At 55.8% G+C, this 16,960-nt stretch carries 16 protein-coding genes; 4 read left to right on the top strand and 12 right to left on the bottom strand.

Annotation, left to right across the window (positions count from 1 at the left end; genetic code table 11):
• Nucleotides 1–20 precede the first annotated feature (20 nt).
• A complete protein-coding gene (gene xerD, locus ACOTXR_RS10545; protein ID WP_014885134.1) occupies nt 21–917 on the bottom strand; it encodes a site-specific tyrosine recombinase XerD in 897 nt (298 codons plus the stop codon).
• A gap of 101 nt (nt 918–1,018) precedes the next feature.
• Here xerD and fldB point away from each other — a divergent pair, with 101 nt between their 5' ends.
• Complete coding sequence (gene fldB, locus ACOTXR_RS10540) at nt 1,019–1,540, top strand: flavodoxin FldB (protein WP_014885135.1); 522 nt, start codon at nt 1,019–1,021, stop codon at nt 1,538–1,540.
• A 5-nt stretch (nt 1,541–1,545) separates the two neighbouring features.
• On the opposite strand, the gene ACOTXR_RS10535 is transcribed toward fldB, so the two are convergent.
• Together ACOTXR_RS10535 and sdhE are read right to left on the bottom strand one after the other, a co-directional pair.
• Entirely contained in the window at nt 1,546–1,956 is a 411-nt protein-coding gene (locus tag ACOTXR_RS10535; RefSeq protein WP_014885136.1) for a protein YgfX, read from the bottom strand.
• Nucleotides 1,937–2,203, bottom strand: a complete 267-nt coding sequence (gene sdhE, locus ACOTXR_RS10530) for an FAD assembly factor SdhE (protein ID WP_010435322.1) — start codon at nt 2,201–2,203, stop codon at nt 1,937–1,939. The genes ACOTXR_RS10535 and sdhE overlap by 20 nt, the downstream gene beginning before the upstream one ends.
• Nucleotides 2,204–2,497: 294 nt before the next feature.
• Here sdhE and ygfZ point away from each other — a divergent pair, with 294 nt between their 5' ends.
• A complete protein-coding gene (gene ygfZ, locus ACOTXR_RS10525; RefSeq protein WP_014885137.1) occupies nt 2,498–3,478 on the top strand; it encodes a tRNA-modifying protein YgfZ in 981 nt (326 codons plus the stop codon).
• 84 nt (nt 3,479–3,562) lie between these two features.
• Here ygfZ and trhA read toward each other — a convergent pair whose 3' ends face one another.
• A complete protein-coding gene (gene trhA / locus ACOTXR_RS10520) occupies nt 3,563–4,222 on the bottom strand; it encodes a PAQR family membrane homeostasis protein TrhA (RefSeq protein WP_023331242.1) in 660 nt (219 codons plus the stop codon).
• 265 nt (nt 4,223–4,487) lie between these two features.
• On the opposite strand from trhA, the gene ACOTXR_RS10515 reads away from it, so the two are divergent.
• Complete coding sequence (locus ACOTXR_RS10515) at nt 4,488–5,219, top strand: MurR/RpiR family transcriptional regulator (protein ID WP_058689873.1); 732 nt, start codon at nt 4,488–4,490, stop codon at nt 5,217–5,219.
• 116 nt (nt 5,220–5,335) lie between these two features.
• Nucleotides 5,336–6,769, top strand: coding sequence for a 6-phospho-beta-glucosidase BglA (gene bglA, locus ACOTXR_RS10510; protein ID WP_014885140.1), 1,434 nt, complete (start codon nt 5,336–5,338; stop codon nt 6,767–6,769).
• Nucleotides 6,770–6,857: 88 nt separating this feature from the next.
• Here the strand turns inward: bglA and ACOTXR_RS10505 are convergent, their stop codons facing one another.
• The 8 genes from ACOTXR_RS10505 to ACOTXR_RS10470 form a co-directional block, all read right to left on the bottom strand.
• Nucleotides 6,858–7,601: an SDR family oxidoreductase gene (locus ACOTXR_RS10505; protein ID WP_014885141.1), complete on the bottom strand. Its 744-nt coding sequence runs from the start codon at nt 7,599–7,601 to the stop codon at nt 6,858–6,860.
• Nucleotides 7,602–7,671: 70 nt separating this feature from the next.
• On the bottom strand, nt 7,672–10,545 hold the full coding sequence (gcvP, locus tag ACOTXR_RS10500; protein ID WP_023331246.1) for an aminomethyl-transferring glycine dehydrogenase: 2,874 nt from the start codon (nt 10,543–10,545) through the stop codon (nt 7,672–7,674).
• Between the two features lie 124 nt (nt 10,546–10,669).
• The gene (gene gcvH, locus ACOTXR_RS10495) at nt 10,670–11,059 is read right to left on the bottom strand and encodes a glycine cleavage system protein GcvH (RefSeq protein WP_014885143.1); all 390 of its coding nucleotides are present in this window, start codon (nt 11,057–11,059) and stop codon (nt 10,670–10,672) included.
• Between the two features lie 23 nt (nt 11,060–11,082).
• Nucleotides 11,083–12,177 (bottom strand): glycine cleavage system aminomethyltransferase GcvT, encoded by a 1,095-nt coding sequence (gene gcvT, locus ACOTXR_RS10490; protein ID WP_047626080.1) that lies wholly within the window; start codon nt 12,175–12,177, stop codon nt 11,083–11,085.
• Nucleotides 12,178–12,574: 397 nt separating this feature from the next.
• Entirely contained in the window at nt 12,575–13,777 is a 1,203-nt protein-coding gene (ubiI, locus tag ACOTXR_RS10485; RefSeq protein ID WP_023337733.1) for an FAD-dependent 2-octaprenylphenol hydroxylase, read from the bottom strand.
• 12 nt (nt 13,778–13,789) lie between these two features.
• A complete protein-coding gene (gene ubiH / locus ACOTXR_RS10480; protein ID WP_023331249.1) occupies nt 13,790–14,968 on the bottom strand; it encodes a 2-octaprenyl-6-methoxyphenyl hydroxylase in 1,179 nt (392 codons plus the stop codon).
• Nucleotides 14,965–16,278, bottom strand: a complete 1,314-nt coding sequence (gene pepP, locus ACOTXR_RS10475) for a Xaa-Pro aminopeptidase (protein ID WP_222834865.1) — start codon at nt 16,276–16,278, stop codon at nt 14,965–14,967. Before pepP ends, ubiH begins: the two co-directional genes overlap by 4 nt.
• 31 nt (nt 16,279–16,309) lie before the next feature.
• Nucleotides 16,310–16,888 (bottom strand): YecA family protein, encoded by a 579-nt coding sequence (locus ACOTXR_RS10470; RefSeq protein WP_014885148.1) that lies wholly within the window; start codon nt 16,886–16,888, stop codon nt 16,310–16,312.
• Nucleotides 16,889–16,960 lie beyond the last annotated feature (72 nt).

The raw sequence follows: 16,960 nt of genomic DNA, 5'->3' as shown, positions 1-16,960 counted from the left end.
CCGTTACAATTTGTCGGCACTCACGCACGAGGGTGGTGCTGTTGGTGTAGCTGCCGCAGGCGTTCCGTCGCGACATGGGTGTAAATTTGCGTCGTAGAAAGATCGCTGTGTCCCAGTAGCATCTGCACCACGCGTAAATCTGCGCCGTGGTTTAACAGATGCGTCGCGAAAGCGTGACGCAATACGTGCGGCGAAAGCTTTTCACTGTCGATACCCGCCAGTGTGGCGTAATGCTTGATGCGATGCCAGAACGTTTGTCGTGTCATCTGCTGTGCGCGCTGGCTCGGAAACAAGACGTCGATAGACACGCCATTGAGCAACCATGGACGGCCATGCTCAAGATACGTTTCCAGCCAGTAAACCGCTTCTTCTCCCAGCGGCACCAGCCTTTCCTTATTTCCTTTACCGATGACGCGCACCACGCCCTGACGCAGGCTGATGTCGCTCATCGTCAGGCCAACCAGTTCAGAGACACGCAAACCGGTAGCATACAATAGCTCAAGCATGGCTTTATCGCGTAACTCCAGCGGCAGGTCAACAGCAGGTGACTGTAATAATCTCTCAACTTGTGCTTCGCTGAGATCTTTCGGCAGCCGCTGCGGGAGTTTTGGGGACGCCAGAAGCGCACTCGGATCGTCTTCCCGAATCTTCTCACGGTAGAGATGCTGGAACAGCCGACGCATCGCGCTGAGCAAGCGTGCAGAACTGGTGGCCTTATAGCCCCCTTCAACCCGTTCCGCGAGCAGCGCCTGAAGGTCGTCGCTTTGCGCACTCGCCAGCGATAATTCGCGACGCGCCAGCCACTCCACCAGCATGGTGAGATCGCGCCGATAGGCACTGAGCGTGTTCTCGGCCAGATTTTTCTCCAGCCACAGCGCATCGAGAAACTGTTCAACGAGTGCGAGATCCTTTTCCACATCGGCCCCTTTGATTCTGCAGTCAGGCCATTATGCCTGATTGCGACCGGTTTCTGGTACACTACGCACAAAGTCAAAGCATGAATTGAGATAGTTACGCGATGAATATTGGTCTTTTCTATGGTTCCAGCACCTGCTACACCGAAATGGCGGCAGAGAAAATTCGCGACATCATTGGCCCCGAACTGGTGACGTTGCATAACCTGAAAGATGACGCGGTCGCGCTGATGGAACAGTACGATGTACTGATCCTCGGCATCCCAACCTGGGATTTTGGTGAGATACAGGAAGACTGGGAAGCCATCTGGGATCAGCTCGATTCAGTCAATCTCGACGGCAAAATCATTGCGATGTACGGCATGGGCGATCAGTTGGGCTACGGCGAATGGTTTCTTGATGCACTTGGCATGCTGCATGACAAACTGGTACCGAAAGGGGCGACGTTTATCGGCTACTGGCCAACCGAAGGATACGAGTTCACCAGTCAAAAACCGATCATTGCCGACGGCCAGCTGTTTGTCGGACTCGCCCTGGATGAAACCAATCAGTACGATCTCAGCGACGAGCGCCTGCAGGCCTGGTGCGAACAGATACTTGGCGAAATGGCAGAAAAATTTAGCTGAGTGGGTTACTCCTGCGTCGGCTGTTGCAACAACATCCGGCGCAGATCTCGCCATTCTGAAGCATCCATACTGTCAGCCGCCAGCCACAGGTGCTGGCAACGCCCGCCGTCCACATTGCGTAACCGTAACATCATGCCGGAGTTGAGCATCCATGGCATACCCAGAATATCCCACTCTTTTCCCTGCCAGCGCAGGCGGGAATCCATCAGTAACTTGATCTCACCCTGACGAGCATTAATGCGACGCTGGCTGCGTACGCTGTCAAAAACGACAAACGAAAGTAATAGCAGCCACAGCGGTGTATAGCTCAGGGGCCATGGCATGAGTAACACGATGGCCGCAACCAGGCCGTGGAGCATTAACGACATCCACTGTGAGCGCCACGAGACGCGAAGATCAGATTGCCACAGGACCACGTTCCCGATTCCGTGTTTGAATTAATTGCACCATCCGTTGCAACTCGGTGTCGGCGGGTTTGCCGTGGTTCATCAGCCAGTTGAATAAATCCGGATCGTCAGACTCAAGCAGGCGAACAAACAGCCGCTTATCATCATCGCTTAAGCTGTCATACTCATATTCGAAGAAAGGCATGATGGAAATATCAAGTTCACGCATGCCGCGACGGCATGCCCAGTGAATACGGGCCTTGTTGTTAATATCCATGTTCAGTTTCCTGCATTACGTTTGGCACAGTCGGGCCCCCGTTCAGTGTTCTTTATTTCTCTACGGGGACACCAGCTAGTGTAACGTGTTTTTGACCGTTTCATTACTGGAATATTGCGATCAACGAGCAGGCTTCCAGAATAAACCCTACAAAGACAGCGGATTACACTATTTTACGTAGCGCTACGCATAACCGGTTTATGGCACAAATGGTCTGCTGAAAGCGCTTGCATTGCCAGCAGGCTCTTTTACCATTAGGCATTATCAAAGCGTTAAGCAATTCAGGATATCGTTATGGCATTTACACCATTTTCTCCTCGCCAGCCCGCCGCCTCTGCGCGTCTGCCGCTGACGCTTATTTCTCTTGATGACTGGGCGCTGGCGACGCTCGCCGGCGCCGACGCCGAAAAATACCTCCAGGGCCAGGTCACCGCCGACGTCAGCCAGATGACCGAACACCAGCACCTGCTGGCGGCGCATTGTGACCCCAAAGGCAAAATGTGGAGCAATCTGCGTCTGTTTCGCCGTCAGGACGGGTTTGCCTTTATTGAACGCCGCAGCCTGCGAGATGCGCAGCTCAAAGAGCTGAAAAAGTATGCAGTCTTTTCCAAAGTCACTATCGTCCCGGACGACGAACATGTTCTGCTGGGCGTGGCGGGCTTCCAGGCACGTGCCGCGCTGAAAAATCTGTTTGCTGAGCTGCCGGATGCAGAAAAACAGGTCGTCAGCGAGGGGGCCACCTCCATCCTGTGGTTTGAACATCCGGCGGAGCGCTTCCTGCTTGTCACGGATGCCGCAACCGCCGAACGCGTCACCGAAGCACTGCGCGGTGAAGCGCAGCTCAACAACAGCCAGCAGTGGCTGGCGCTGAATATTGAAGCCGGTCTGCCGATCATTGACGCCGCCAACAGCGCGCAGTTTATTCCACAGGCTACCAACCTGCAGGCGCTGGGCGGCATCAGCTTTAAAAAAGGCTGTTACACCGGCCAGGAGATGGTGGCGCGTGCAAAATTCCGTGGGGCAAATAAACGTGCACTGTGGACACTGGCAGGTCATGCCAGCCGCGTACCGGAAGCGGGTGAAGATTTAGAGCTGAAAATGGGCGATAACTGGCGCCGTACCGGCACCGTGTTAGCCGCCGTACAGCTGGATGATGGTCGTCTTTTAGTCCAGGCCGTCATGAACAACGACATGGAAGCCGACAGCGTGTTCCGCGTGCGTGATGATGCGAATACGTTGAGTATTGAGCCGTTACCGTATTCGCTGGAAGAGTGATGCTGTATCGCCCGGTGGCGCTGCGCTTACCGGGCCTACCGATCCCGTAGGTCGGGTAAGGCGAAGCCGCCACCCGACAACAAACTACACCTGCCCCACATACAAATAAATTGCCAAAAAATGGCACACGCTGCCGCCCAGTACAAAACCATGCCAGATGGCATGATTGTATGGAATGCGCTTGCAGACGTAGAAAATGACGCCCAGCGAGTACACTACGCCTCCCACTGCCAGCAACGTAACCCCGCCAACCGCCAGCTTAATCGCCAGTTGATACACCACAATCAGCGACAGCCACCCCATGGTCAGATAGGTCACCAGTGACAACACTTTAAACCGGTGTGCAATGGTTAGCTTGAAGAGGATCCCCAGCAGCGCCAGGCTCCAGATGACAATCATCAGTCCGCGCGACAGCGGCGAGTTGAGCCCCACCAGCAGAAAAGGCGTATAGGTTCCTGCAATAAGCAGATAGATAGCACAGTGGTCAAATTTCTTGAGCCATATCTTGGCCCGTTGATGCGGAATCGCGTGATAGAGCGTCGACGCCAGGAATAACAGGATCATGCTTCCGCCATACAGGCTATAGCTGGTAATCGCCATCGCGCTGGCATTGGTATCAACCGCCTGTACCAGCAATAACACTAAACCGACTATCCCAAACACCAGGCCAATGCCATGGCTGATGCTGTTGGCTACTTCCTCCGCCAGTGAATATCCCTGTGCGATTAATGGTCTGCTCGCCATACAAAACTCCGGGAAACTAAAGATGATTATTCATCGCATGACTATGCTAACTGAGAATGATTCCAGTGAACACCTGTTAGCTAAAATATTTTCCATGTAATTTTTTTACAATAAAAATCAAAAACATAGATATATTTTTCACCTGACATTTGTTCACATTAAAATTTATGCTTTACGAATCAATAGCATAAAATTAGATCCTGCCGTCTGGCTGCATGTTATGATGGTTAAACGAGGTCTGAATGAGAGTTTTGCCACTGTGAGTATGTTCACCCACTCCGCCATTGCCAGTCTCAATAACCTGGAGATGATGGTCTACAACTATGTCATTAAAAACCGTGACAAAGTGATGTACATGACCATCCGCGAACTGGCGGATGTGGCGGGCGTCTCAACCACCACCATCCTGCGCTTTTGCCGTAAGCTCAACTGTGAAGGGTATTCTGAGTTTCGCGTGCGCTTTAAGCTCTATCTTGAACAGAACGAACCTCAGCAGGCGAATTTCGGCGCCAGCGAAATTATCAGTTTCTTTAAAAGCGTGAATAATGAAGAGTTCGACGCTTTACTGGATGACGCGGTAAATATCATTCTCTCTTCGGAGCGAATTATATTTGTCGGCGCAGGGACATCAGGATCGCTGGCAAAATACGGTGCCCGTTTCTTTTCGAATATCGGAAAATTCAGCAACCATATTGATGACCCTTATTTCCCGGTCACCAATGATATGGCGAAAAATGCACTGGCAATTGTGCTCTCTGTGTCGGGCGAGACCGAGGAGATCCTGCGCTTCGCCAGCCAGTTCAGCCTGCATCACTGCAAGGTTCTCTCCATTACCAGCCATGAACACTCGCGCCTGGCAAAACTGGCGGACTTTAATCTCTCCTGGCACGTTCCCCAGACGCGTATTGCAGGCGTCTACGACATCACCACACAAATCCCCGTTATCTATATTCTGGAATCTCTCGGACGCAAACTGGCGAAGAAACTGGCGGAATAAAACATCCTGTTTTTTTGATGTGACAAATCACAATTTCCGCGAATTGTTATATCGTGACATTCAATTTCGCTTTGCTAGACTCAAAACCAATACGTCATTTATTGAGAATAGCAGCGATGAAAAAATTGACCTTACCGAAAGATTTTCTATGGGGCGGTGCCGTTGCGGCGCATCAGGTTGAAGGCGGCTGGGACAAAGGCGGCAAAGGGCCAAGCATCTGCGACGTACTGACCGGCGGGGCGCACGGTGTGCCGCGCGAAATCACGCAGGACGTAGTGCCGGGTAAATACTACCCAAATCACGAGGCCATCGACTTCCACGGCCACTACAAAGAAGATATCAAGCTGTTTGCCGAGATGGGCTTCAAATGTTTCCGCACCTCGATTGCCTGGACGCGCATCTTCCCGAAAGGTGACGAAACGCAGCCAAACGAGGAAGGGCTGAAGTTCTATGACGACATGTTCGATGAGCTGCTGAAATACAACATCGAGCCGGTGATCACCCTCTCCCACTTCGAAATGCCGCTGCACCTGGTGCAGGAGTACGGCAGCTGGACCAACCGTAAAGTGGTCGATTTCTTTGTACGCTTCGCGGAAGTGGTTTTTGAGCGCTACAAGCACAAGGTCAAATACTGGATGACCTTCAATGAAATCAACAACCAGCGTAACTGGCGTGCGCCGCTCTTTGGTTATTGCTGCTCAGGCGTGGTCTATACCGAACATGAAAATCCGGAAGAGACCATGTATCAGGTGCTGCACCACCAGTTTGTGGCGAGTGCCCTGGCGGTGAAAGCCGCGCGCCGTATCAATCCGGAGATGAAAGTCGGTTGCATGCTGGCCATGGTGGCGCTCTATCCATTCTCCTGCAAACCGGAAGACGTGATGTTCGCCCAGGAATCCATGCGCGAGCGCTATGTCTTTACCGATGTTCAGCTGCGTGGCTACTATCCATCTTACGTACTGAATGAATGGGAGCGCCGCGGTTTCTCCATCAAAATGGACGCAGGCGATGAGCAGATCCTCCGCGAAGGTACCTGCGACTACCTGGGCTTCAGCTACTACATGACCAATGCGGTGAAAGCGGAAGGTGGCACCGGTGACGCGATTTCTGGCTTCGAGGGCAGCGTACCTAATCCGCACGTCAAGGCGTCCGACTGGGGCTGGCAGATTGACCCGGTGGGCCTGCGTTATTCCCTGTGCGAACTGTACGAACGCTATCAGAAGCCGCTGTTTATCGTGGAAAACGGCTTCGGTGCCTACGATAAGGTGGAAGAGGATGGCAGCATCAACGATGACTATCGTATCGACTACCTGCGCGCCCACGTTGAAGAGATGATCAAAGCCGTCACCCACGATGGCGTGGATCTGATGGGCTATACGCCATGGGGCTGCATTGACTGCGTGTCATTCACTACCGGCCAGTACAGCAAGCGCTACGGTTTTATCTACGTCAATAAACACGACGACGGCACCGGCGACATGTCGCGTTCCCGTAAGAAAAGCTTCGAATGGTATAAAGGCGTGATTGCCAGCAACGGCGAGCAACTTTAACGCCGTAACGCCGGGCGGCGCTACGCTTGCACCGGCCTACAAAACCTGCGAATCGTAGGCCGGGTAAGGCGAAGCCGCCACCCGGCGTTTATTTCCCGCCCGCCAGTTCAATAAAACTGCCCGTCACGTATGACGCCTTCTCGCTCAGCAGCCAGACTATCGCCTGCGCGACCTCTTCCGGCTGGCCGCCGCGCTGCATCGGCAGTAACGATTTCACGCGATCCACCCGCCCCGGCTCCCCACCAGACGCGTGAATATCGGTATAAATCAGCCCGGGCCGCACGCAGTTTACGCGGATACCCTGCGCCGCGACCTCCAGCGATAATCCGGTAGTCAGGGAATCTACCGCGCCTTTGGAGGCCGCGTAATCGACATACTCCCCCGGCGCGCCCAGACGAGACGCGGCAGAGGAGACATTGACAATCGCGCCACCCTTGCCGCCATGTTTGTGCGACATGCGCTTTACCGCCTCACGGCAGCAGAGAAAATAGCCCGTGACGTTGGTGCTCAGCACGCGATTAATGCGTTCAGCGGACAGATTTTCAATAGTGGATTGCTCAAACAGAATGCCTGCATTATTGACCAGCGCGGTAAGGGGCTCACCTTCGCGATCGAGGCTGTCAAACATGGCCATGACCTGCGCTTCATCGCTAATGTCTGCACGCAGGGCAAATGCTTTTCCACCCGCCTCAACGATCTGATTGATGACGTCCTTTGCGGCTTTGATATTGTGGTGATAGTTCACCGCCACGGTATAACCTTCGCGAGCCAGTTGCAGCGCGGTGGCTTTGCCAATGCCGCGGCTGGCGCCGGTGACCAGTGCAATTGCCATTGTCTTCTCCCAATAAAAAAGCCGGGTGGCGGCTTCGCCTTACCCGGCCTACGTTACTACAGCAAAAAAATTACTGGTATTCGCTCATCGGCACACAGGAGCAGAACAGGTTACGGTCGCCGTATACGTCATCAAGACGCTTCACGGTCGGCCAGTATTTATTCGCCACGCCTGCCGGGAAGACAGCCAGTTCACGGGAATAACCGTGATTCCACTCGGCCACCATCTCGTGCTGGGTGTGCGGAGCGTTAACCAACGGGTTATCTTCCAGCGTCCATTCGCCGTCCTGCACGCGGTCTATCTCCATGCGGATGGCCAGCATCGCGTCAATAAAGCGGTCCAGCTCGGCTTTGCTTTCAGACTCCGTTGGCTCCACCATCAGCGTACCCGCAACCGGGAACGACATGGTTGGTGCGTGGAAGCCGTAGTCGATCAGACGCTTGGCGATATCCAGTTCGCTGATACCCGTCGCTTCTTTCAGCGGACGAATATCGAGGATGCACTCGTGTGCCACACGCCCATCGCGACCGGTGTAAAGCACCGGGAAGGCCGACTTCAGGCGAGTCGCAATATAGTTAGCATTCAGGATCGCGACCTGGCTTGCCTGTTTCAGCCCTTCCGCGCCCATCATGCGGATGTACATCCAGCTGATTGGCAGGATTGAAGCGCTACCGAACGGTGCAGCAGAGACCGCGCCCTGACGGGTCAGCATACCTTCTATCTGCACGACGCTGTGACCCGGCACGAACGGCGCCAGATGCGCTTTCACGCCGATAGGCCCCATGCCCGGACCGCCACCACCGTGTGGGATGCAGAAGGTTTTGTGCAGGTTCAGGTGCGACACGTCCGCGCCGATGAAGCCCGGAGAGGTAATGCCCACCTGAGCATTCATGTTCGCGCCGTCGAGGTACACCTGACCGCCGAACTGATGCACCACTTCACACACTTCACGGATGGTTTCTTCGTACACGCCGTGAGTCGACGGGTAGGTCACCATGATGCAGGAGAGCTTATCGCCCGCCTGCTCGGCTTTCGCGCGCAGGTCGGCCAGGTCGATGTTACCGTTCTTATCACACGCCACGACCACCACTTCCATGCCCGCCATCTGGGCAGACGCCGGGTTGGTGCCGTGGGCAGAGCTCGGGATCAGGCAGATATCACGGTGGCCTTCGTTACGGCTTTCGTGATAGTGACGGATTGCCAGCAGCCCCGCATATTCACCCTGCGCGCCGGAGTTCGGCTGCATACAGAGCGCGTCATAACCGGTCAGTTTCACCAGCCAGTCGGAAAGCTGGTTGATCATGACATGATACCCTTCCGCCTGCTCTGGCGGGCAGAACGGGTGCAGCTCGGAGAACTCAGGCCAGGTGATAGGGATCATTTCTGCCGCGGCGTTCAGCTTCATGGTGCACGAGCCCAGCGGGATCATCGCCTGGTTCAGCGCCAGATCTTTGCGCTCCAGAGAGTGCATATAACGCATCATCTCGGTTTCGCTGTGATAACGGTTGAACACAGGATGCGTCAGGATAGCGTCATTGCGCAGCATGCTCTCCTGAATAGAGCGGCTGTCATGCGCGACCTCTTTGTCCAGCGCATCAATATCCAGACCGTGCGCGTCACCCAGCACGACATTAAACAGGTTGACGATATCGTCGCGCGTGGTGGATTCATCAAGGGTGATGCCCACGGCGTGATGAATGTCGCTGCGCAGGTTAATTTGTGCGGCATCCGCACGTGCCAGCACCGCCGCTTTATCTGCGACGTCAACGCACAGCGTGTCGAAGTAGTGCTCATGACGCAGCTTCAGGCCTTTCTGCTGCAGGCCACAGGCCAGAATATCCGCCAGACGGTGGATGCGGCCGGCAATGCGTTTCAGCCCAACCGGGCCGTGGAAGACGGCGTACAGGCTGGCGATGTTTGCCAGCAGAACCTGAGAAGTACAGATATTAGAGTTCGCTTTCTCGCGGCGGATATGCTGCTCGCGAGTCTGCATCGCCATGCGCAGCGCGGTGTTACCGGCGGCATCTTTCGATACGCCAATAATGCGGCCTGGCATGGAACGTTTAAATTCATCTTTCGCGCCAAAGAATGCCGCGTGCGGTCCGCCGTAGCCCATCGGCACGCCGAAACGCTGGGCCGAGCCGAATACAATATCCGCCCCCTGTTTGCCCGGAGCCGTCAGCAGCACCAGCGCCATAAAATCAGCGGCAACGCTGACCACCACTTTGCGGGATTTCAGCTCGGCAATCAGTGCGCTGTAATCATGCACTTCGCCGGTGGTGCCAACCTGCTGTAGCAGCACACCAAAGACATCCTGGTGATCCAGCACTTTGTCAGCGTCGTCGACAATCACGTCAAAACCAAAGGTTTCCGCACGGGTACGCACCACGTCCAGCGTCTGCGGATGCACGTCCGCCGCCACGAAGAAGCGGTTGGCATTTTTCAGCTTGCTGACGCGTTTTGCCATCGCCATGGCTTCAGCTGCCGCGGTCGCTTCATCCAGCAACGAGGCGGAAGCGATATCCATCCCGGTCAGGTCGAGCGTCACCTGCTGGAAGTTCAGCAGCGCTTCCAGACGGCCCTGGGACACTTCCGGCTGATACGGGGTATAGGCGGTGTACCAGCCCGGGTTTTCCAGCATATTACGCAGGATAACCGGCGGTAACTGCACGTTGGTGTAGCCCATGCCAATGTAAGACTTATAGCGCTTGTTAAGGCCAGCGATGGCCTTCAGCTCCGCCAGTGCGGCGAATTCCGTGGTGGCTTCTCCCACCTGAGGCGGCGTGGCAAGCTGGATGTCTTTTGGCACGATCTGGCCGATCAGTGCGTTTAATGAATCCGCGCCAACCGTTTTCAGCATCTCCTGCTGTTGCTGAGCATCCGGCCCAATGTGACGTTCAATGAAAGCGCCACGGTTTTCAAGCTGGCTTAAAGTCTGTGTCATGAGCGATGGTTCCTGAAACGTGCAGTGAATTTAAGTTCCCTCTCCCCTCGGGAGAGGGTTAGGGTGAGGGGAAGATGGGCACCCTCACCCCTGCCCTCTCCCGGAGGGAGAGGGGGATTAACAATTACTCGTCTTCTAACAGGGCTTCGTACGCGGTCGCATCCAGCAGCGCGGCAACCTGAGATTCGTCACTGGCTTTGATCTTGAAGATCCAGCCACCTTCATAAGGCTCGCTGTTCACCAGCTCCGGCGAATCGCTCAGCGCGTCGTTTACGGCCACAATTTCACCGCTTACCGGTGCGTAGATATCGGATGCTGCTTTAACGGACTCCGCCACGGCGCAGTCATCGCCCGCGCTCACGGTTGCGCCCACTTCCGGCAGGTCAACAAACACCATGTCGCCCAGCAGCTCCTGCGCATGCTCGGTGATCCCTACGGTGTAAGTGCCGTCCGCCTCTTTGCGCAGCCACTCGTGTTCTTTGCTGTATTTCAGTTCTGCTGGCACATTGCTCATTGAAGTTCTCCTGATAAAAATAGTTAGGCGACCGGCTTACCGGCGCGAACAAAAATCGGTTTGGTCACGTTGACCGGCATTTCGCGGTTGCGGATTTGCACCACCGCCGACTCGCCAATGCCCGCCGGCACGCGAGCCAGTGCAATACTGTAGCCCAGCGTCGGGGAGAAGGACCCGCTGGTGATCACGCCTTCGCGCGGATTGCCGTCGGCATCGGTAAAACGCACCGGCAGTTCTCCGCGCAGCACGCCTTTTTCCTTCATCACCAGGCCAACCAGCTGTTCAGTGCCCTTCTCGCGCTGCATTTCCAGCGCTTCGCGGCCAATAAACTCACGGTCAGCGGGTTCCCATGCGATGGTCCAGCCCATGTTGGCCGCCAGCGGAGAGACGCCTTCGTCCATCTCCTGACCGTAGAGGTTCATTCCCGCTTCAAGGCGCAGCGTATCGCGCGCGCCCAGGCCAGCCGGTTTCACGCCCGCTTCCACCAGCGCACGCCAGAAATCAGCTGCTTTCTCGTTTGGCATGGCAATTTCATAGCCCGCTTCACCGGTATAGCCGGTCGTGGCAATAAACAGATCGCCCGCCTGCACGCCAAAGAAGGGCTTCATCCCTTCGGTGGCTTTACGCTGCTCGTCGCTGAACAGAGACGCGGCTTTCGCCTGCGCGTTCGGCCCCTGCACGGCAATCAGCGACAGATCGTCACGGACGGTGATGTCGATGGCATAAGGTTCGGCGTGTTGGGTGATCCAGGAGAGGTCTTTTTCGCGGGTGGCGGAGTTTACAACGAGGCGGAAGAAGTCTTCGGTGAAGTAGTAGACGATAAGGTCATCAATCACGCCACCCGAGGCGTTCAGCATACCGGTATAGAGCGCTTTCCCCGGTGTCTTCAGCTTCGCGACATCGTTCGCCAGCAGATAACGTAGAAACTCCCGGGTGCGGCTACCGCGCAGATCGACAATTGTCATATGGGACACGTCGAACATACCGGCATCGGTGCGCACCGCGTGGTGCTCATCAATTTGCGAGCCGTAGTGCAGCGGCATCATCCAGCCATGGAAATCCACCATGCGGGCGCCGCATAACACGTGCTGTTCGTACAAAGGAGTCTGTTGAGCCATCTTGTCCTCGTTGAAAAATTCACCGTGAAACCCGGTATCGGCCTCGTTTCCGAATGCCGACGCAAACGTTCTCTTTTACCTGAACTTACCACCGAAACCGGCGGTTAACCATAAGGTAAAACGGGTCATCACATTAGCTTATGACCAAAAAACGCTGAAAAGCCTACAGAGTTATTCACTGGAAAAATGCGATTAACCCCGCACAAAATTAACAATGATCTAACAGGATTTAGCACATGGTGATATTTCATGCGGAAAAACGGGCCGAATTTCCGTCACATAAAAATCATGACATTAGATTATCTAATGCGAAAAATGACGTGGAATTAGAATATTTCAAACGAGGGAATTTTCCCGGCACAGAGGCCGGGAAAAGAAAGTGTGACGGGGGTCTATTTTATTTCAGCCAGTCCGGCAGGTCGTTAAGACCCATCGCCTGACGCAGGAGTTGAGGTTTGACGCCAGGGAGGGTATCGGCGAGCTTAAGCCCAATATCACGCAGCAGTTTTTTCGCCGGATTTGCCCCGGCAAACAGCTCGCGGAAGCCCTGCATGCCTGCAAGCATCATCGCCGCACTGTGCTTGCGGCTGCGCTCGTAGCGACGCAGATACACATGCTGCCCAATATCTTTACCCTCTCGCTGCAGACGACGCAGCTCTTCTACCAGCTCCGCCGCATCCATAAAGCCGAGATTAACGCCCTGCCCGGCCAGCGGATGAATGGTATGGGCCGCGTCGCCCACCAGCGCCAGACGGTGCGCGGCAAACTGACGCGCATAGCGTCCGGTTAAGGGGAAGACCTGACGCTCGCTCTCAAGAGTACAAAGCCCCAGACGGTTATCAAACGCCACGCACAGTGCCTGGTTAAAGGCCTCTGGCGTCGCCTCTTGCATCTGCTGCGCTTTTTCCGGCACCAGAGACCAGACAATTGAGCAGAGATGCGGATCGCTTAACGGCAGGAATGCCAGAATGCCGTCGTTGTGGAAAATCTGGCGCGCCACGCCGCCGTGCGGCTCTTGGGTACGGATCGTCGCCACCATGGCATGATGGCGGTAATCCCAGTAGGTCAGCGGAATATCCGCTTTATTGCGCAGCCAGGAGTTAGCGCCATCGGCACCGACCACCAGACGCGCGGTGAGCATATCGCCACTTTGCAGGGTGATAAACGCCTCGTTTTCGCCCCACGCAACCTGCTGGATTTGCGCAGGCGCAACCAGCGTTACGTCGCTGCACTGCTGAGCTTTCTGCCACAGCGCGTGGTGGATCACCGCATTCTCAATGATGTGACCCAGATGGCTATAGCCCATGCTTTCATCATCAAAAGCAATATGACCAAAGCTGTCTTTGTCCCATACCTCCATGCCGTGATAGCAGCTCGCACGCTGGGCCACGATATCTGACCAGACGCCAAGGCGCGTCAGCAGCTTTTCGCTGGCCGCATTTATTGCCGACACGCGGAGTTCCGGCGGGGCATCAGGTGCGACGGGCTGAGGCTGCTTTTGCTCCAGCACGGCCACACGCAGGCCGCTGCCTTGTAATCCGCAGGCCAGGGCCAGTCCAACCATTCCGCCGCCAACGATGGCAACATCAACATTTTGCACAGTGATAACTCCTTAACGCGCGACCCAACCCAGGGTCCGCTGCGCCAGCACGTCGCGTGCCGGAATGAACAGTTCCATCGCCATCAGCCCTAGGTTGCGACCGGCAACCAGCGGCGCCCAGCGATTGGCAAAGAGATGGACTAAACCATCGGTAACGCCGATTGTCGCCTCTTTATCGGCCTGACGTCGCTTCTGGTAATGGCTGAGTACCGGGTATGCGCCGCAATCTTTCTGTTCGCTCCACGCTTGCGAAAGCGTTTCGGCCAGGCTCATCACATCCCGCAGACCCAGATTAAAACCCTGACCCGCGATGGGGTGAAGCGTTTGCGCGGCGTTGCCGACCAGCGCCACGCGGTGCGAAACAGACTGTGATGCGGTAGTTAACGACAGCGGGTATACCGCACGTTTTCCCGCATGGGTAATGCGACCCAGCCGCCAGCCAAACGCTTTCTGCAGTTCACTGCAAAAACGTTCGTCGGACCAGGCCTTAACGTCTTCCGCCTTTTCCTGCGGATGGCACCAGACCAGCGAGCAGCGACCATCCGACATCGGCAGCATCGCCAGCGGACCGTGCTGCGTGAAGCGCTCAAACGCCCGGCCGTTGTGTTCTGCGGCAGTAGAGACGTTCGCAATGACCGCAACCTGCCCGTAAGGCTGCTGCTGCCACTCAACGCCGCACTGGGTTGCGAGCGCCGAGCGCGACCCGTCCGCCGCCACAAGAAGCTGGCCGTCGAGAACGGTGCCATTATCCAGCGTCACGCTGACCGTTTCTTCACTGCGGGTAAAGCTCGCAACGCGTGACGGACAATGCAGGGTCACGCCTGGCGCGTCCTGCAACAGACGAAACAGGCGCAGGCCAACATCATGGAGTTCAACGACCTGACCCAGGGCGTCAATACGATAATCATGAGCATCCAGCGTCACAAACCCGGCATGGCCGCGATCGCTCACATGCACGGTATGAATGGCGGTGGCGCAGTCGGCAATCGCCTGCCAGATGCCAATTCGGGAAAGCTGTTGGCAGGTTCCCTGCGCCAGGGCAATGGCGCGAGAATCAAAGCCGGGGTGATTCTTCGTTTGTGGTGCAACCGCCTCAACGAGATGCACCGGAAGCTGCCCCTTCGTCAAATGCGAGATCGCCAGTGCCAGGGTGGCGCCGGTCATGCCGCCGCCAACGATAATCACGCTCATACGCGTGCCGCTGCCATCAGCGCCTCGATATCGTCTGCGTGTTTCACCACGCTCGCGGTCAGGTTTTCGTTACCGGTTTCGGTGATGACGATGTCATCTTCAATACGAATGCCAATTCCGCGGTACGCTTCGGGCACATCGGCATCCGGCGCGATATACAGCCCCGGCTCGACGGTCAGCACCATGCCCGGTTCCAGCACGCGTGAACGGTCGGTACCGTACGCCCCCACATCATGCACATCCAGCCCCAGCCAGTGGCTCAGGCCGTGCATAAAGTACGGACGATGCGCATTTTCGGCGATCAGGGTGTCCACGTCGCCTTTCAGGATGCCAAGCTTCACCAGTCCGGTGATCATGATGCGCACAACTTCGCCGGTCACCTCCTGAATGGACGTGCCCGGGCGATACAGCGTGAGCGCCGTTTCAAGTGATTCGAGAACGATGTCATAAATTGCTCGTTGCGCGGGCGAGAACTTACCGTTCACCGGGAAAGTACGGGTGATGTCACCCGCGTAGCCCTGATATTCGCAACCGGCGTCAATCAGCACCAGATCGCCATCGCGCAGCGCACTTTCGTTTTCGGTGTAATGCAGAATGCAGCCGTTCTCCCCGCCGCCGACAATGGTGTTGTATGACGGGAAGCGCGCGCCGTGACGGTTAAATTCGTGTTGAATTTCGCCTTCCAGCTGGTATTCGAACAGACCAGGACGGCATTTTTCCATGGCGCGGGTGTGTGCCAGGGCGCTGATTTCGCCAGCGCGGCGCATCACGTTCAGCTCTTCTTCAGATTTGAACAGACGCATCTCATGCACCACCGGACGCCAGTCCGTCAGCGTGGCCGGCGCGGACAGATTCTGACGCGAGCCTTTGCGCAGCTTATCCAGAGCGGTGAAAACAATCTCATCGGCGTACGCATATTCGCCCTGCGCGTGATAAAGCACGTCTAGGCCGTTGAGCAACTGATAGAGCTGCTGATTGATTTCGCTAAACGCCAGCGCGCGGTCGACGCCCAGCTTCTCCGGTGCGGCCTCTTGCCCTAAGCGGCGGCCAAACCAGATTTCAGCGGTTAAATCGCGTACGCGGTTAAAAATCACGCTGTGGTTGTGGGTGTCATTGCTCTTAATCAGCACCAGGACCGCTTCCGGCTCGTTAAAGCAGGTGAAGTACCAGAAATCGCTATTCTGGCGATAGGGGTATTCGCTGTCGGCACTGCGCGTCACTTCCGGCGCGGCAAAAATCAGCGCCGCACTGCCGGGCTGCATTTTTGCCAGCAGCGCCTGACGACGGCGCAAATACTCTTGTTGCGAGATAACCATGACACCCTCCTGTGCGTTATTTTTCTTAATGTAAGGTTGGCTTACGAACTTCCGGCGCGGTCGGCTGTGAGCGCGTAAAGTTGTCGTGGCACAGCAGCGCCGCCACGCGCACGTACTCAATAATCTCTTCGAGGGACATTTCCAGCTCTTCCTGGTCTTCCTCTTCATCGTAGCCGAGCTGGGCGATGTTACGCAGATCGTCGATCGCTTCACCCGCTTCGCCGGTCACTTTATCAAGCTTAGGCTGGGTTACGCCCAGGCCAAGCAGATAGTGGTTTACCCAACCCGCGAGCGCATCGGCACGATCGAAGACGCTGACGTCATCACCTTCAGGCAGATAAAGCTGAAAAAGGAAGCCATCGTCCTCCAGCGAATCACTGGTTGCCGCATGCATTTTACGCAGCGATTCTGCCAGCTCGTGGCCAAACGCCAGCCCTTCGTTCGTGAGGTCATGGATCAGCGGCTGCCATGAGCTGTCGCTGTTTCCGCCGCACAGTATGCCGCTGATCAGACCGTGCATTTCGGCAGGGGTAAGTCCTACTCCCTGCTGGTTCAGTAACTGGTTTAAATCCTTGTAACCAGGCATTTCGTTCTGTATAGACATACGCATTCGTCATCAAAGGGAGGATATTCATGATATGCTACCACTTTGGACCCTGGTGATACCAGAAAAGGG

The organism is Enterobacter cloacae complex sp. IR53030, assembly GCF_049238365.1.
Classification (GTDB): domain Bacteria; phylum Pseudomonadota; class Gammaproteobacteria; order Enterobacterales; family Enterobacteriaceae; genus Enterobacter; species Enterobacter kobei.
This window is presented reverse-complemented; position numbering and strand designations above follow the sequence as displayed.

Bases quoted from the DNA above. Each gene is read 5' to 3' on its own strand.
- fldB (WP_014885135.1), top strand. From the start codon at position 1,019: ATGAATATTGGTCTTTTCTATGGTTCCAGCACCTGCTACACCGAAATG.
- sdhE (WP_010435322.1), bottom strand. From the start codon at position 2,203: ATGGATATTAACAACAAGGCCCGTATTCACTGGGCATGCCGTCGCGGC.
- ygfZ (WP_014885137.1), top strand. From the start codon at position 2,498: ATGGCATTTACACCATTTTCTCCTCGCCAGCCCGCCGCCTCTGCGCGT.
- trhA (WP_023331242.1), bottom strand. From the start codon at position 4,222: ATGGCGAGCAGACCATTAATCGCACAGGGATATTCACTGGCGGAGGAA.
- ACOTXR_RS10515 (WP_058689873.1), top strand. From the start codon at position 4,488: ATGTTCACCCACTCCGCCATTGCCAGTCTCAATAACCTGGAGATGATG.
- bglA (WP_014885140.1), top strand. From the start codon at position 5,336: ATGAAAAAATTGACCTTACCGAAAGATTTTCTATGGGGCGGTGCCGTT.
- ACOTXR_RS10505 (WP_014885141.1), bottom strand. From the start codon at position 7,601: ATGGCAATTGCACTGGTCACCGGCGCCAGCCGCGGCATTGGCAAAGCC.
- gcvP (WP_023331246.1), bottom strand. From the start codon at position 10,545: ATGACACAGACTTTAAGCCAGCTTGAAAACCGTGGCGCTTTCATTGAA.
- gcvH (WP_014885143.1), bottom strand. From the start codon at position 11,059: ATGAGCAATGTGCCAGCAGAACTGAAATACAGCAAAGAACACGAGTGG.
- gcvT (WP_047626080.1), bottom strand. From the start codon at position 12,177: ATGGCTCAACAGACTCCTTTGTACGAACAGCACGTGTTATGCGGCGCC.
- ubiH (WP_023331249.1), bottom strand. From the start codon at position 14,968: ATGAGCGTGATTATCGTTGGCGGCGGCATGACCGGCGCCACCCTGGCA.
- ACOTXR_RS10470 (WP_014885148.1), bottom strand. From the start codon at position 16,888: ATGTCTATACAGAACGAAATGCCTGGTTACAAGGATTTAAACCAGTTA.